14 protein-coding genes and 1 riboswitch are annotated in these 14,221 nt (G+C 72.9%); of the genes, 2 read left to right on the forward strand and 12 right to left on the reverse strand.

Annotation, left to right across the window (positions count from 1 at the left end; all coding sequences use genetic code 11):
• Positions 1-2: 2 nt before the first annotated feature.
• The 9 genes from purB to bioB form a co-directional block, all read right to left on the reverse strand.
• Positions 3-1,436 (reverse strand): adenylosuccinate lyase, encoded by a 1,434-nt coding sequence (purB, locus tag ACFYZR_RS23020; RefSeq protein WP_391913141.1) that lies wholly within the window; start codon positions 1,434-1,436, stop codon positions 3-5.
• A 76-nt stretch (positions 1,437-1,512) separates the two neighbouring features.
• A complete protein-coding gene (locus ACFYZR_RS23025) occupies positions 1,513-2,310 on the reverse strand; it encodes an SGNH/GDSL hydrolase family protein (RefSeq protein ID WP_391913143.1) in 798 nt (265 codons plus the stop codon).
• Between the two features lie 40 nt (positions 2,311-2,350).
• A complete protein-coding gene (locus ACFYZR_RS23030; RefSeq protein WP_391913145.1) occupies positions 2,351-3,364 on the reverse strand; it encodes a hemolysin family protein in 1,014 nt (337 codons plus the stop codon).
• The gene (locus ACFYZR_RS23035; RefSeq protein ID WP_391913147.1) at positions 3,361-4,710 is read right to left on the reverse strand and encodes a hemolysin family protein; all 1,350 of its coding nucleotides are present in this window, start codon (positions 4,708-4,710) and stop codon (positions 3,361-3,363) included. Before ACFYZR_RS23035 ends, ACFYZR_RS23030 begins: the two co-directional genes overlap by 4 nt.
• Before the next feature lie 202 nt (positions 4,711-4,912).
• On the reverse strand, positions 4,913-5,791 hold the full coding sequence (locus ACFYZR_RS23040) for an LLM class F420-dependent oxidoreductase (RefSeq protein ID WP_391913149.1): 879 nt from the start codon (positions 5,789-5,791) through the stop codon (positions 4,913-4,915).
• A 51-nt stretch (positions 5,792-5,842) separates the two neighbouring features.
• Complete coding sequence (locus tag ACFYZR_RS23045; protein WP_391913151.1) at positions 5,843-6,526, reverse strand: class I SAM-dependent methyltransferase; 684 nt, start codon at positions 6,524-6,526, stop codon at positions 5,843-5,845.
• Between the two features lie 134 nt (positions 6,527-6,660).
• Positions 6,661-7,377 carry a dethiobiotin synthase gene (bioD, locus tag ACFYZR_RS23050; protein ID WP_391913153.1) on the reverse strand — a complete coding sequence of 239 codons (717 nt, stop codon included), beginning with the start codon at positions 7,375-7,377 and terminating at the stop codon, positions 6,661-6,663.
• A 26-nt stretch (positions 7,378-7,403) separates the two neighbouring features.
• On the reverse strand, positions 7,404-8,708 hold the full coding sequence (locus ACFYZR_RS23055; protein ID WP_391913155.1) for an adenosylmethionine--8-amino-7-oxononanoate transaminase: 1,305 nt from the start codon (positions 8,706-8,708) through the stop codon (positions 7,404-7,406).
• A complete protein-coding gene (gene bioB, locus ACFYZR_RS23060; protein ID WP_391913157.1) occupies positions 8,701-10,002 on the reverse strand; it encodes a biotin synthase BioB in 1,302 nt (433 codons plus the stop codon). Before bioB ends, ACFYZR_RS23055 begins: the two co-directional genes overlap by 8 nt.
• A 146-nt stretch (positions 10,003-10,148) precedes the next feature.
• Here bioB and ACFYZR_RS23065 point away from each other — a divergent pair, with 146 nt between their 5' ends.
• Positions 10,149-11,303 carry an 8-amino-7-oxononanoate synthase gene (locus ACFYZR_RS23065; protein WP_391913159.1) on the forward strand — a complete coding sequence of 385 codons (1,155 nt, stop codon included), beginning with the start codon at positions 10,149-10,151 and terminating at the stop codon, positions 11,301-11,303.
• Between the two features lie 20 nt (positions 11,304-11,323).
• Here ACFYZR_RS23065 and ACFYZR_RS23070 read toward each other — a convergent pair whose 3' ends face one another.
• Both ACFYZR_RS23070 and ACFYZR_RS23075 read right to left on the reverse strand, forming a co-directional pair.
• Positions 11,324-11,590, reverse strand: a complete 267-nt coding sequence (locus ACFYZR_RS23070; RefSeq protein ID WP_391913161.1) for a DUF397 domain-containing protein — start codon at positions 11,588-11,590, stop codon at positions 11,324-11,326.
• A gap of 9 nt (positions 11,591-11,599) precedes the next feature.
• Positions 11,600-12,469 (reverse strand): helix-turn-helix domain-containing protein, encoded by an 870-nt coding sequence (locus ACFYZR_RS23075; RefSeq protein WP_391913163.1) that lies wholly within the window; start codon positions 12,467-12,469, stop codon positions 11,600-11,602.
• 243 nt (positions 12,470-12,712) lie between these two features.
• Between ACFYZR_RS23075 and ACFYZR_RS23080 the strand changes: the two genes are divergently transcribed.
• Positions 12,713-13,141, forward strand: a complete 429-nt coding sequence (locus tag ACFYZR_RS23080) for an ATP-binding protein (RefSeq protein WP_391913165.1) — start codon at positions 12,713-12,715, stop codon at positions 13,139-13,141.
• A 248-nt stretch (positions 13,142-13,389) separates the two neighbouring features.
• Here the strand turns inward: ACFYZR_RS23080 and ACFYZR_RS23085 are convergent, their stop codons facing one another.
• Positions 13,390-13,878 carry a C40 family peptidase gene (locus ACFYZR_RS23085; RefSeq protein WP_391913167.1) on the reverse strand — a complete coding sequence of 163 codons (489 nt, stop codon included), beginning with the start codon at positions 13,876-13,878 and terminating at the stop codon, positions 13,390-13,392.
• A gap of 3 nt (positions 13,879-13,881) precedes the next feature.
• A riboswitch (cyclic di-AMP (ydaO/yuaA leader) is annotated at positions 13,882-14,085 on the reverse strand.
• Positions 14,086-14,221: the final 136 nt, after the last annotated feature.

Genomic DNA, 14,221 nt, shown 5'->3' on the forward strand with positions numbered 1-14,221 from the left:
CCTTAAAGGATGGACCCCGGCTTGTACGCGGCCGCCTCGGGGTACCGCTCGGCGATGTCCTCGATACGGGAGACCACGGTGGCGACCTGGTCGCCCGCCGCGCCCGTGAAGGACAGCTTGTCGGCCATCAGCGCGTCGAGCGCGGCGCGGTCCAGCGGGACGCGCTCGTCGGCGGCCAGCTTGTCCAGCAGCTCGTTGCGCTCGGCGCCCTGCTCGCGCATCGCCAGCGCGGAGGCCACCGCGTGCTCCTTGATGACCTCGTGCGCGACCTCGCGGCCGACACCGGCCCGCACCGCGCCCATCAGCACCTTGGTGGTGGCGAGGAAGGGGAGGTAGCGGTCCAGCTCACGGGCGACGACGGCCGGGAAGGCGCCGAACTCGTCGAGGACGGTCAGGAAGGTCTCCAGCAGGCCGTCGAGCGCGAAGAACGCGTCCGGCAGCGCCACGCGGCGCACCACGGAGCAGGAGACGTCGCCCTCGTTCCACTGGTCGCCCGCCAGCTCGCCGGTCATCGAGGCGTAGCCGCGCAGGATCACCATCAGGCCGTTGACGCGCTCGCAGGAGCGGGTGTTCATCTTGTGCGGCATCGCGGACGAGCCGACCTGGCCGGGCTTGAAGCCCTCGGTGACCAGCTCGTGGCCGGCCATCAGCCGGATCGTCTTGGCGAGCGAGGACGGCGCGGCGGCCAGCTGCACCAGCGCGGTGACGACGTCGTAGTCGAGGGAGCGCGGGTAGACCTGGCCGACGGAGGTGAAGGCGTGCGCGAAGCCGAGGTGCTCGGCGGTCCGGCGCTCCAGCTCCGCGAGCTTCTCCGTGTCGCCGCCGAGCAGGTCGAGCATGTCCTGGGCGGTGCCGACCGGGCCCTTGACGCCGCGCAGCGGGTAGCGGGCGAGGAGCTCCTCGGTGCGGGCGAAGGCCACCAGCAGCTCGTCGGCGGTGGTCGCGAAGCGCTTGCCCAGCGTGGTGGCCTGCGCGGCGACGTTGTGCGAGCGGCCCGCGACGACCAGCTCGGCGTGGTCGGCGGCCAGCTTGCCGAGCCGGGTCAGGACGGCCACGACGCGGTCGCGGACCAGCTCAAGGGAGAGCCGGATCTGGAGCTGCTCGACGTTCTCCGTGAGGTCGCGGGAGGTCATGCCCTTGTGGACGTGCTCATGGCCGGCGAGGGCGTTGAACTCCTCGATACGGGCCTTCACATCGTGCCGCGTGACCTTCTCGCGCTCGGCGATCGAGACCAGGTCGACCTGGTCGAGGACGCGCTCGTAGTCGGCGAGGGCGGTGTCCGGCACCTCGATCCCCAGGTCCTTCTGCGCGCGGAGCACGGCCAGCCACAGCCGGCGCTCCAGCTTCACCTTGTGTTCGGGGGACCACAGCACGGCCAGCTCGGGGGAGGCGTAGCGGCCGGCGAGGACGTTGGGGATGCGGGGCTTTGCAGTCACGTGACCGAAGTCTACTGGCGGTTCGCGCAGACGGACGCCCCGCCCCGGTTTGTGGCTTGCTACGAGAGCGCCGGGATCAGGAGGCCGGGGCGTCGTACGGCAGCAGCTCGGCGCGCTTGGGCGGCCGGCCGTCGCCCGAGGAGCGGCCGGTCAGCCGGCGGCCGATCCACGGGGCCAGGTGCTCCCGGGCGAAGCGCGCGTCGGCCGTGCGGCGGGCGGCCCAGCCGGGGCGCACGGCCGGCGGCAGGGGCGCCCGCCAGTCGTACTCCGCCGGGTGGCCCAGCGCCTGCCAGACCGCCTCGGCCACCCGCCGGTGCCCCTCGGCGTCGAGGTGCAGCCGGTCCTCGGCCCACAGCCGGGGATCGCCCAGGACGTCGGCGCCGAAGAGGTCGACGACCACCGCGCCGTGCCGCTCGGCCAGCTCGTCGACGAAGCCGAAGAGGTGTTCCATGCGCGGCCGGAACCGTTCCGCCACCGGGCCCCGGCGTCCCGGGCTGCGCATCAGCACCAGCTGCCGGCAGCTCGGGGCCAGCCTGTCCGCCGCCTCGGCGAGGCGGGCGCAGACGAGGTCCACGTCGCACTTGGGGCGCAGGACGTCGTTGAGCCCGCCCACCAGCGTCACCAGGTCCGCGCCCATGGCGGCGGCCGGGCCCGCCTGCTCGTCGGCGATCTGGGCGATCAGCTTGCCGCGCACCGCCAGATTGGCGTAGCGGAAGCCGGTGGTCCGGGCCGCGAGCCGGGCGGCGAGAAGATCCGCCCAGCCGCGGTAGGAACCGTCCGGCAGACCGTCGGACATGCCCTCGGTGAAGGAGTCTCCGACGGCGACGAAGCTGGTGTACGGCTCGGGGTGGGTGTACGCGGCATTCATCGGCATGGCGGGGCGATCCTATCGCCCCGCCACCGGGGACCGCCGGTCACGGCAGGGAGCCGACCAGCTCGCGCAGCACGTCCTCCAGGGTGACCAGCCCGGCCAGCCGGTTGTCCTCGCCGATGACCGCGGCGAGGTGGGCGCCGGTGCCGCTCATGGCCGTGATCACGTCGTCCAGCGGGGTATCCGCCCGGACCCGGGCGATCGGGCGCATCCGCCGCAGCGGGAAGGGCATGTCGCGCGGCTTGGCGTCCAGGGCGTCCTTGACATGGAGATAGCCCAGGATGCGGCTCCCGTCGTCGACCACGGGGAAACGCGAGTAGCCGGATGCGGCGGAGAGCTGCTCCAGCTCCTCCGGGGTCACCCCGAAGTGGGCGCTGACCACGCGCTCCAGCGGCATCACCACGTCCTGGACCGGGCGCTTGCCCAGCTCCAGGGCGTTGCGCAGCCGCGCGGTGGCCCGCTGGTCCAGCAGCTCCGCCGCGCTGGAGTCGGCGACCATCCGGGCGAGCTGGTCGTCCGAGAAGACGGCCGTGACCTCGTCCTTGGGTTCGACGCGCAGCAGCTTCAGCACCCCGTTCGCCAGCCGGTTGATGGCGAAGACGAAGGGGCGCAGGGCCCGTGCCAGCGTCACCAGCGGCGGGCCGAGCAGCAGCGCGGTGCGCACCGGCTCGGCGAGCGCGATGTTCTTCGGCACCATCTCGCCGAAGAGCATGTGGAGATAGGTGGCCAGGGCCAGGGCGATCACGAAGGACAGCGGGTGGATCATCCCGTCCGGCAGCCCCACCGCCTCGAAGAGCGGCGTCGTCACATGCGCGATGGCCGGCTCGGCCACCACACCGAGGACCAGTGTGCACAGCGTGATGCCGAGCTGGGCCGCGGCCATCAGCGCGGAGATGTGCTTCAGGCCCCACAGGACACTGCGGGCCCGGCGGTCGCCGTCCTCCGCGTAGGGCTCGATCTGGCCGCGGCGCACGGAGATCATGGCGAACTCCGCGCCCACGAAGAAGGCGTTGGCGACCAGCGTCGCCAGCCCGATCAGCAACTGGACCAGCGTCATCGGTCCGCACCCCCCTCGGCGGGCGCGCCGCCGTCCGCCTCCGGCGGCGGGGCCGTCAGCAGCACCCGCGCCGCGCGCCGCCCGGCGGCGTCGGTGACCCGGATCCGCCAGCCCGCGACCTCGATCGTGTCGCCCTCGTCCGGGATCCGGCCGAGCTCGGTGGCGATCAGCCCGGCCACGGTCTCGTACGGGCCCTCCGGCGCGCGCAGCCCGATGTGCTCCAGCTGGTCGGTGCGGGCCGCGCCGTCGGCGTCGTAGAGCTTGCGGCCGTCGGCGTCCCGGCCCGCGGGGGCCAGGTCGGGCAGCTCGTGCGGGTCGTGCTCGTCGCGCACCTCGCCGACGACCTCCTCGATGATGTCCTCCAGCGTGACGACGCCGGCGGTGCCGCCGTACTCGTCGATGACGACGGCCATGCTGCGCTTGCCCGCGAGCCGGTCCAGCAGCCGGTCCACGGTCAGCGACTCCGGGACGAGCAGGGGCTCGCGCGTGATCGCCGTGACGGAGCGGCGCGGGCGCTCGTCGGCCGGTATGGCCAGGACGTCCTTGATGTGGGCGGTGCCGACGACCGTGTCGAGGCTGCCCTGGTAGACGGGGAAGCGGGACAGACCGGTGGCGAGCGTCGCGTTGGCGACGTCCTCGACGGTGGCCCGGGAGTCGAGCGCGATGACCTGGACACGCGGGGTCATCACGTTCTCGGTCAACAGGTCCGCGAGGTTCAGGGTGCGGACGAACAGCTCGGCCGTGTCCGCCTCCAGCGCGCCCTCCTTGGCGGAGTGCCGGGCCAGCGCGATCAGCTCCTGCGGCCCGCGCGCGGTGGCGAGCTCCTCGGCGGGCTCCAGGCCCAGCCGGCGCACCATGTGGTTGGCGGTGTTGTTGAGGTGGCGGATCAGCGGGCGGAAGGCGGCGCTGAACGCGCGCTGCGGGCCCGCGACCCGCTTGGCCACCGGCAGCGGCCGGGAGATCGCCCAGTTCTTGGGCACCAGCTCGCCGACGACCATCAGCACGACGGTGGAGACCACCGTGCCCAGGATCAGGGCGGTCTGGGACGCCACCGAGGCGGACAGGCCGAGCGCCTCCACCGGGCCGGTGAGCAGCGCGGCGATGGACGGCTTGGAGATCATGCCGATGATCAGGCCGGTGACGGTGATGCCCAGCTGCGCTCCGGACAGCTGGAAGGTGAGGCTCCGGACGGCCTTGAGGGCGCCCTCGGCGCCGCGCTCTTTGCTGTCGGCCGCCCGCTCCAGCTCGGCGCGCTCGACGGTGGTGAGGGAGAACTCCGCCGCGACGAAGACGGCGCACGCGAGCGTCAGCAGCAGCGCCACCACCAGGAGGAGGACTTCGGTCATCGGTTCACCTCCGTCCCATGATCGGGCAGGGGCGGAAGGACCGCGCGATGTCGGCTCCGGGGACTACTGGGGGGCTCGCCCATGGACGGACGCTCACACCTTTCACTCATGACAGGGTCGGATCACTGGGAAACAGGATGGTCACCATCACTGACGATGGTGACCATCAATAGTAAAGGACCAGCAAAGCAGTCGGCTGTGATCAGCCTCGCAGTTCCTCGATCACCGGGGCGAAGGTCTCCAGCGCGGGCTCCAGGACGGTGAAGTAGGTGAACCCGTACCGCTCGCGGTGGCCCCGCACCTGCTCGGCCATGTCCTTGACGGTTCCGGTCAGGACGGCGGGGTGGGCCAGCAGGTCGTCCTCGGTGAGACCGGGGGCGTTGGCGAGGTGCTCGCGGATCTTGGCGCGCCGGTCGGTGCCCGGCAGCACGAGGTGCACCAGATAGTTGAGCTCGGCGGGCTCGCTCCGGCCGGCCGCGAAGCCCTGATAGGCGGCGACGCGCTCGGCGAGCGCGTCGGGGGTGATCAGCCGGGTCTCCCCGGTGGCGTCCGTGGCCGCGCCGGTGAAGGCCGCGATGTCCGCGTGCCGGGCGGTCAGCCGCAGGACGCGGTTGCCGTTGCCGCCCAGCAGCAGCGGTACCCGGGGCGACTGGGCGGCCGCCGGGAGGTGCTCCGGGTCGGCGAGCAGCCGGGTGACCTCGGTGATCGTCCGCTCCAGGTGGTCGACCCGCTCGCGCGGCGAGCCGAACGGCAGCCCGGCCCGCTCGTGCTCGGCGCGTACGTAGCCGGTGCCCAGCCCCAGCTCCAGGCGGCCGCCCGTGAGCTGATCGGTGGAGGCCACCTCGCGGGCCAGCAGCGCGGGGTTCCAGAATCCCGCGTTGAGCACGAACGTGCCGACCCTCGGCCGCTGCGTGACCTCGGCGGCCGCCACCAGGGAGGGGAAGGGCGCGGGCATGCCGAGGTGGTCCGGCACGAGGATGACGTCATAGCCGAGCGCCTCCGCCCGGCGGCACTTCTCCCGCCACTCGGCGGACGTGCCCACGTTCAGCATGTTGACGGCGAAACGGAACGGTCGTGACATGGAACCCCCTCGGTTGTCGTGGACCACCAACTTACCGGAGGGTGCCTCCGTTCAGCTACGCATGGGTTCGGCGGGCCGCCGGGCCACCCCCAGCACACAGGTCGCGGAGGGCATCGGCACCCGGGTGCTGGGCATCAGCAGCCGCCGGTACGCACCGAGCTCGAACCCCGCCCCGTCAAGGGCGGCGAGCGGGTCGCGGGCCGTGTGGCAGCCGCCGAACAGCAATGGCCACACCGTCCGGTCCAGCGCCCGCTGGACCTCCGCGAGCACCCGCCCCTGGGCGATGCCGTGCTCGAAGAACCGCAGCTCACCACCCGGTCTCAGGACCCGCCGCAGCTCCCCGAGCGAGCGCCGCACATCCCGGACGGAGCACAGCACGAGGGAGACCACGGCCGCGTCGAACGCCTCGCTCTTGACGGGCAGCGCCTCCGCGGCGCCCGGCACCACGTCCACGGGCACCCCGGCCCGCACGGCGGCGTCCACCGCCAGCCGGCGCAGCCGGCGCTCCGGCTCGATCGCCACGACCTCCGACACGGTGCCGGGGTAGTGGGCGAAGTTCAGCCCGTTCCCCGCACCGATCTCGATGACCCGGCCCGAGAGCCCGGCCAGCAGCTCCCGCCGGTGCTCGGCCATCCCGGCGCGGTCGTCCAGCACGGGGCTCAGCTTCGCCCACACCTGGGCGAAGACCGGATGGTGCACGGCGTCGTGCGGGGTTCTGGTACTACGGAGCGGCATGGCACACCCCTTCCCGGGGATACGGCGGCTACCGCGATTGTTCCCCGGGGCGGGCACAATCAGCCCGTCCGGCGTTTGAGGACCGGGGCCCGGGGCGGAGCCCCGGGAAACGGAGAAGGGGCGGGACCGGGGCCTCAACCCCCATGCGCCGCCGCGAAGCCGGTGGCATCCCACGTCCCCGAAAGCTCCGGCGCCAGCCATCCACCCGCGGCCCGGCGGAAATCGGTGGGTGCCAACCCGCCGGCCCCCTCCGGCACAGCGCCCAGCAGCGGCGCCCCCGCCGCCCCCGGCAGATCCACGAGATTGCACCGCATGGCCAGATCCGGCGCGGCCGGCCAGCTCCCGATGACCACGCCCGCCTGCCGCAGCCCCCGCGCGGCCAGCGCCTCCGCGGTCAGCGACGTGACGTTGAGCGTGCCGAGCCCCGCCTGGGCGACGACCAGGACGGGCGCGTCCAGCGGGCCCGCCACGTCCGCGAGCGTGGAGCCGTCCTCGTCCAGCCGGACCAGCAGCCCGCCCGCGCCCTCGACGAGCACCAGGTCGTGCGCGCGTTCCAGTTCCCGTACGGCCCGGACGGTCTCGGCGGGCCGTACGGGCGCGAGGCCCGCCCGGAGGGCGGCCGTCGCGGGGGCCAACGGTTCGGGGAAGCGGCCGAGTTCGACCCCGGTCACGGGCCCCGCGAGCCGCAGCACCTCCGCGATGTCGCCCGGCTCGTCCACCGCGACCCCGGTCTGGGCGGGCTTGAGGACGGCCACCGAGCGGCCGGCGGCCAGCGCCGCCGCCGCGATCGCGGCCGTCACCACGGTCTTGCCGACCTCCGTGCCCGTACCTGTGACGACCAGTACCGACATGAATCTCTCCCTCTTCCCGCTTCCCGTCACGCCACCCGCGCTGCGGCGGTCACCGCGGCGCAGATCCTCGCCAGGTCCTCGTCGGCCGTGACGAACGGCGGCATGGTGTAGATCAGGTTCCGGAACGGCCGCAGCCACACCCCGGAGCCGACCACCGCACGGGTGGCCGCCGCCATGTCCACCTCGTGGTCGAGCTCGACGACGCCGATGGCGCCGAGCACCCGTACGTCCCGTACGCCCGGCAGGTCAGCCGCGCTGGCCAGGCCGTCGCGCAGCCCCGCCTCGATCCGCTTGACCTCCGTCCGCCAGTCCCCGGAGAGCAGCAGCTCCAGCGAGGCGTTGGCGATCGCGCAGGCCAGCGGGTTGCCCATGAACGTCGGGCCGTGCGCGAGCACCGGGACCTCGCCGGAGCTGATGCCCCGCGCCACCCGGGAGGTGCACAGCGCCGCCGCGAGGGTGACATAGCCGCCGGTCAGCGCCTTGCCGACGCACATCGCGTCCGGGGTGACCCCCGCGTGGTCAGCGGCGAAGAGGGCGCCCGTACGGCCGAAGCCCGTGGCGATCTCGTCGAACACGAGCAGCACGTCGTACTCGTCGCACAGCTCCCGCAACGCCCGCAGATACGCGGGGGAGTGGAAGCGCATGCCGCCCGCGCCCTGCACCACCGGCTCCACGATGACGGCGGCCAGCTCATGGGCGTGCCGCGCCAGCGTCTCGCGCAGGTGGGCCACGTAGGCGGGGTCGGCGTCGTCCGCGAAGCCGCCGGGCGGGGCGTCCGCGAAGGCGTGCTTCGGCAGCGCCCCGGACCACAGCTCGTGCATGCCGCCGTCGGGATCGCAGACGGCCATCGGCTGCCAGGTGTCGCCGTGGTAGCCGCCGCGCCAGGTCATCAGGCGCCGCTTCTCCGGCCGTCCCAGCGAACGCCAGTACTGGAGGCACATCTTGATCGCGACCTCGACCGACACCGAGCCGGAGTCGGCGAGGAAGACGTGCTCCAGCCCCTCGGGCGTGATGTCCACCAGGGTGGCGGCCAGCCGGACGGCGGGCTCATGGGTGAGCCCGCCGAACATCACATGGCTCATCCGCCCCAGCTGGGCCTGCGCGGCCGCGTTGAGGACGGGGTGGTTGTAGCCGTGGACGGCCGACCACCACGAGGACATCCCGTCGATCAACTCACGGGAGCCATGGGCCGGTTCGGCCAGCCGCAGCCGCACCCCGGAGGCGGACTCGACGACCAGCGGCTCCTGGCGGCCCGGCATCGGGCCGTAGGGGTGCCAGACGTGCCGCCGGTCGAGGTCGAGCAGCCGGCCGGGGTCGAGCGGCTCAGGCATTGGGCGGCAGGTCCGTCCCCGCGCCCCGGCGGCGCACGGCCACCAGGTCCGGCCGGACCTCGCCGGGCGCGGCCTGTCCCGTGCCGCCGGCCGGGACGGAAGCCGTGTCCGCGCCGGTGGCAGCCGCCGCCGGCGCCTCGGCCGTACCGCAGACGCTCGCGGAACCACAGCCGCCCGAAGCCGGAACCTCAGCCTCCGCGCCACTACCGTCGCCGCACGGCCCGCAGCCGCCGCCCGAGTGCCCGCCGCAACCACCGGCGGAGACGGCGGAGGCGGCAGCGGCGACATCGGCCCGGTGCGCGGGCAGCGTCGAGGTGTCCGCGCCCTCCACCTCGAAGCCCGCGTCCGCGATCATCGCCAGGTCGGCCTTGCCCTCCTGGCCCTCACTGGTCAGATAGTCGCCCAGGAAGATCGAGTTGGCGATCTCCAGCGCCAGCGGCTGCATCGTGCGCAGATGCACCTCGCGGCCGCCCGCCAGCCGGACCTCGACGTCCGGGCAGACGAACCGCGCCATCGCCAGGATCCGCAGGCAGCGCTGCGGGGTGAGGTGCCACTCCTTGGCCAGCGGCGTCCCCTCGAAGGGGATCAGGAAGTTGACCGGTACCGAGTCCGGGTCCAGCTCCCGCAGCGAGAAGACCACGTCCACCAGGTCGGCGTCGCTCTCGCCCATGCCCGCGATCAGGCCGGAGCAGGCGGACATGCCCGCCGCGTGGGCCTGCCGCACCGTCTCGACGCGGTCGGCGTAGGTGTGGGTGGTGGTGATGGCGCCGTAGGTGGCCTCGGAGGTGTTGAGGTTGTGGTTGTAGGCGTCGGCGCCCGCCGCGCGCAGCCGCTCGGCCTGGCCGTCGGAGAGCAGGCCGAGGCAGGCGCACACCTCGACGCCCTCGTTCTGCTCCTTGATCGCCTCGATGGTCTTCGACACCCGGTCGACGTCCCGGTCCGTCGGACCGCGCCCGCTGGCCACCAGACAGACCCGCTTCGCGCCCCCGGCGACACCCGCGGCGGCGGCCTTCGAGGCGTCCTCCGGCTTCAGCCAGGTGTACTTGAGGATCTCGGCCTTGGAGCCGAGCCGCTGCGAGCAGTACGAGCAGTCCTCCGGGCAGAGGCCCGACTTGAGGTTGACGAGGTAGTTGAGCTTCACCCGTCGCCCGAACCACTTACGGCGTACCTTTCCGGCCGCCGCCACCACGTCGAGCAGCTCGTCGTCGGAGGTCGCCAGTACGGCGAGCGCCTCTTCGCGGGTCGGCAGCTCCCGCCGCAACCCCTTGTCCACCAGCGTGTTCAGCAGGTCCATGGCGGAGATCCTCGCCTACTCCACCGCATCCGGCCAAGGTAGGGATCGCACAACAGGCGGCATTCGAGGTGTGTGTATCGCCACATCCTGCCCCGGCCTCCGGACGGCTAGGTTTTATGCAAACCCACCAAACGCGAGGGACGGCCATGCACCGCGACCCGTTCGACTGGATCGACGCGCGACAGGCGCGGCTGCGCACCGCCGGCCTCGTCCGCACCCTGCGGCCCCGCCCGGCCGACAGCGATCTCGTCGACCTGGCCGGAAACGACTATCTGGGCCTGACCCGCCATCCCGAGGTCACCGAGGCCGCCGCGCTGGCCGCCCGCCGCTGGGGCGCGGGCGCCACCGGCTCCCGGCTGGTCACCGGCACCACCGAGCTGCACACCCGGCTGGAGGAGGAACTGGCCGACTTCTGCGGTTTCGAGGCAGCGCTCGTCTTCTCCTCCGGCTACACCGCGAACCTCGCCGCCGTCACCGCCCTCTCCGGCCCCGCCGGCAGCGGCACCCTCCTGGTCTGCGACGAGGGCAACCACGCCTCCCTCATCGACGGCTGCCGGCTCGCCCGCGCGGAGAGGACCGTCGTCCCGCACACCGAGCCGGAGGCCTTCGCCAAGGCCCTCGCCGCACACGACGGCCGGGCGCTCGCCGTCACCGACTCCGTGTTCTCCGTCGACGGCGACGCCGCCCCGCTGGCCGCCCTCGCCGGGGTCTGCCGGGAGAACGGCGCGGCGCTGCTCGTGGACGACGCCCACGGCCTCGGCGTCCTCGGCGACGGCGGCCGGGGCGCCCTCCACGCGGCCGGCCTCGCGGGCGACGCGGACGTCGTCGCCACCGTCACCCTCTCCAAGTCGCTGGGCGCCCAGGGCGGCGCGGTCCTCGGCCCGGCCCGGGTGATCGAGCACCTCGTCAGCACCGCCCGCACCTTCATCTTCGACACCGGCCTCGCCCCGGCGGCGGCCGGCGCCGCCCTGGCGAGCCTCGCGCTGCTGCGCCGCGAACCGGAGCGCGCCCAGCGGGTCCGGGCCGTGGCCACCGAGCTCCACCGCGGGGTGACCGAGGCGGGGCTCGTGGCCGTGCGCCCCGACGCGGCGGTGGTCTCCGTACGGGCCCCCTCGCCCGAGGCCGCCGTGCGCTGGGCGGCGGACTGCCGGGCGGCCGGGCTCGCCGTCGGCTGCTTCCGGCCGCCGTCCGTGCCCGACGGCGTCTCGCGACTCCGGCTGACCGCCCGGGCGGACCTGACGGACCGGGAGGTGGCGGCCGCAGCCGACACGATCGTGAGGACCGCGCCGGCCGCCGGCTGACGGTTCCGGCTCGCGCCGGCTCAGGACCCGTCGGCGTCCTCGCCCGGGGAACGGCCCGGGCCGCCGCCGTCCAGGTCCGTGACGAAGGCCGACCAGGTGGTGCGGGGGAAGAGCAGGACAGGGCCGGCGTCGCGCCGTGAGTCACGCACGGCGAGCAGCTCCGTACCCAGGAGCGCCGTCTCTACGCAGTTGTTCATTCCCGTGCTGTAGCTGCTGCGGTGCCATACCGCGGCGCACCGAGCGGGCTGGGCCGATGCAGAGGGTACGTACCGAGGCATTGCGGACATGTCGCCTCCCTATGCGCCGTCACTGATCCCGGCGATGTATTCCAACGATTTCTCGTGCGACAGGGCGTGCGCCCGGAGCGTCGTGAATGCGGAGGCGTACGCCCGGAGGTCCTCTTTCCGCTCCAGATAGAGGCTACTCGTCAAGTGGTCGAGAACAACCACGTCCAGATCGGCGATGCGCGGAAATGAGAAGATAACGAAAGGGCCCGTGATGCCGATATGGTTGCCACTGGTGAACGGCAGTACGTGGAGCCGCACATGCGGCAGTGAGCCCCTTTCCAGCAAATGCCGTAGCTGTCCCGTCATCACCTCGGGGCTGCCCACCTCGTGCCGCAGCACCGCCTCGTCCAGCACCGCGCACAGCTCCAGCGGCCGGCGCCCCCCGAGCACCGCCTGCCGGGCCAGCCGCACCCGGACGAGCTCCTCGACCTGCTGGGCCGGCGGATCGCCGAGCGCCGCGCGGGTCACCGCCCGGGCGTAGTCGGGTGTCTGCAACAACCCGGGCACCACCGCGGTCTCCAGCGTGCGGGCGTGGGAGGCCTCCGACTCCAGGCTGATGAAGTCGAGATACGCCGAAGGCAGCAGGTCGCGATAGGCGTACCACCAGCCGCGCCGCGCCCCCTCCGCGTCCTTGGACCCCGCCCCGCACAGGGCCCCCAGCAGAGCCCGCAGCTCCGGGTCCGACACCCGGTAGACATCCAGCAGCCGGGCCACATCGGCGGGTTTCACCCCGCTGCTGCCCGTCTCGATCCGGCTCACCTTCGACTGGTGCCAGCCGACCGCGCAGGCCGCCTCCCGGCTCGTCATCCCGGTCAGCTCGCGCTGACGGCGCAGTTCCGCGCCGAGTTTGCGGCGGCGCACCGCGGGTCCGTACCGCATCAGCTCTCCCTCCCCGCCGCTCACATGGAAGCGTCGTGATAACCCTTGACGCGTTGTTCACACACCCCGCGTCAGAGTCAATAAACCAGTGTCACGGCCAAATCCGGTCGCTCGTCGTAGAGTTCACCGCTTTGAGCGACAGATATATCCACAATCCGGTGGATCACACCCATCGCGGCCGTTATCAGTGGGACGCTGGCGCACAAGAGCCGGGCCGAGCCTCGGTGGGAAAGGGACAGCGCCATGGCAGATCACCAGGAAGCATCCGTCACCCTGCCGAGCGCTCCCGCCTCGGTCTCCGCCGCCCGCCGCCATGTCATGGACGTTCTCGTCACCTGGGGCCTGACGGACGGGACGGACCTGGCCGACACGATCCGGCTGATCCTCTCCGAGCTGGCCACCAACGCCGTGCAGCACACCCGGGGCCAGTCGCCCACCTTCACCGTGGAGCTCCGGCTGGACCGGGAGGAGCGGCTGCGGGTCGGGGTCACCGACAGCCACCCGCGCCACCCCAGGCGGCTGCCCGCCGCCGTCCAGCAGGACAACGGCCGCGGCATGGTGATCGTCCGCGCGCTCACCGCCGAGTACGGCGGCAGGGTCGTCGTCACCCCGACCGCCGACGGCGGCAAGACGGTGTGGATCGCACTGCCGTGGACGGTGTCCGTCCGCTGACCGGCAGCGCGGAGGGGCCGGGCGGGAATGTCCGCCCGGCCCGGCGCTCTTGTGGAGCCGCGCACAGGAACCGGTGGGTTCTCGGGTGTCGCTGGTGCCGGTGGGCACCGCACGGCAGTCGGGTCCGCTGCCACGGGAGACGCGCTCGGCGCGCGGGAAGCCCGGCGCGACGGGTACGCGCGTTGGATTCTGCGGGACGACGGGGGCGGGAAGCGGTAGCCGCGCCGGTCGTCACCCGCGCCGGTGGTTCAGTCGTTCACTCGGCCGTACGAGACGCTTCTGGTCCAGATGCGCTCGAGGCGGACGACCGAACCGGTCTTCGGGGCATGCCAGATCAGATTGTTCCCGGCGTAGATCCCCACGTGGTAGACGCCGCCCCGGCCGTGGAAGAACACCAGGTCGCCCTGTTCCCGAGAGGGGGTGGGAATGTGTTCGGTGCGGTTGTACTGCTCCTGGGCGGTACGGGGCAGCTGCTTGCCGGCCCGTTTGAAGGAGTACTGCGTCAGCCCCGAGCAGTCGAAGCTGTACGGGCCCGTGCCACCCCATACGTAGGGGGAGCCCGCCTTTGAGGCCGCGATCCACAGGGCTTTGGTGGAGATGGTGGCGGCTTCGGCGTCGTCGACGACGCCGGGTGCCAGTACCGTTGCGCCGACGGCCGCCAGAGTCAGGGCGGATTTCACGGACAGGGGTACCACCCCGGCCCTGGACAGCCGTGAGGGACGTTTGTGCGCGCCCATGCCAAACCCTTCGTCAGCCGCCTGTGAAGGATGACCTGTCGGGTTCGGGCAGGCGAAGATGCCCGGCCGCCGAGGCGGCTTCACCCCAAGGGCTGGTCCGGAACTTCACAGCTCCGGCCCTCCCGTCGTGCCTGGGTCCTCCATCCCCGCCGATGCACTCATGTCGACCAGCGCCCGGGCGGCGGCGGGGTTCGGCGTCCGCCCGGACCGCCCCGCCGTGGTGGCGGGGTCTTGTCGTCGGAGGGATCTTGGCGCAGCCGCGCCGGGCACGCCGAGGGGATCCCGGCATATGTGAGCCTCGTCACCGTTGGGCAATTCCGGTGGACGCGGGGCGATTTGACTC

This window comes from Streptomyces sp. NPDC001678, assembly GCF_042892945.1.
Lineage (GTDB): Bacteria > Actinomycetota > Actinomycetes > Streptomycetales > Streptomycetaceae > Streptomyces.

Excerpts from the sequence above, each read along its gene's own strand:
- ACFYZR_RS23080 (WP_391913165.1), top strand. The coding sequence starts at position 12,713 with ATGGCAGATCACCAGGAAGCATCCGTCACCCTGCCGAGCGCTCCCGCC.
- ACFYZR_RS23040 (WP_391913149.1), bottom strand. The coding sequence starts at position 5,791 with ATGTCACGACCGTTCCGTTTCGCCGTCAACATGCTGAACGTGGGCACG.
- ACFYZR_RS23075 (WP_391913163.1), bottom strand. The coding sequence starts at position 12,469 with ATGCGGTACGGACCCGCGGTGCGCCGCCGCAAACTCGGCGCGGAACTG.
- ACFYZR_RS23055 (WP_391913155.1), bottom strand. The coding sequence starts at position 8,708 with ATGCCTGAGCCGCTCGACCCCGGCCGGCTGCTCGACCTCGACCGGCGG.
- ACFYZR_RS23045 (WP_391913151.1), bottom strand. The coding sequence starts at position 6,526 with ATGCCGCTCCGTAGTACCAGAACCCCGCACGACGCCGTGCACCATCCG.
- bioD (WP_391913153.1), bottom strand. The coding sequence starts at position 7,377 with ATGTCGGTACTGGTCGTCACAGGTACGGGCACGGAGGTCGGCAAGACC.
- ACFYZR_RS23035 (WP_391913147.1), bottom strand. The coding sequence starts at position 4,710 with ATGACCGAAGTCCTCCTCCTGGTGGTGGCGCTGCTGCTGACGCTCGCG.
- bioB (WP_391913157.1), bottom strand. The coding sequence starts at position 10,002 with ATGGACCTGCTGAACACGCTGGTGGACAAGGGGTTGCGGCGGGAGCTG.
- ACFYZR_RS23065 (WP_391913159.1), top strand. The coding sequence starts at position 10,149 with ATGCACCGCGACCCGTTCGACTGGATCGACGCGCGACAGGCGCGGCTG.
- ACFYZR_RS23025 (WP_391913143.1), bottom strand. The coding sequence starts at position 2,310 with ATGCCGATGAATGCCGCGTACACCCACCCCGAGCCGTACACCAGCTTC.
- ACFYZR_RS23030 (WP_391913145.1), bottom strand. The coding sequence starts at position 3,364 with ATGACGCTGGTCCAGTTGCTGATCGGGCTGGCGACGCTGGTCGCCAAC.
- ACFYZR_RS23085 (WP_391913167.1), bottom strand. The coding sequence starts at position 13,878 with ATGGGCGCGCACAAACGTCCCTCACGGCTGTCCAGGGCCGGGGTGGTA.
- ACFYZR_RS23070 (WP_391913161.1), bottom strand. The coding sequence starts at position 11,590 with ATGTCCGCAATGCCTCGGTACGTACCCTCTGCATCGGCCCAGCCCGCT.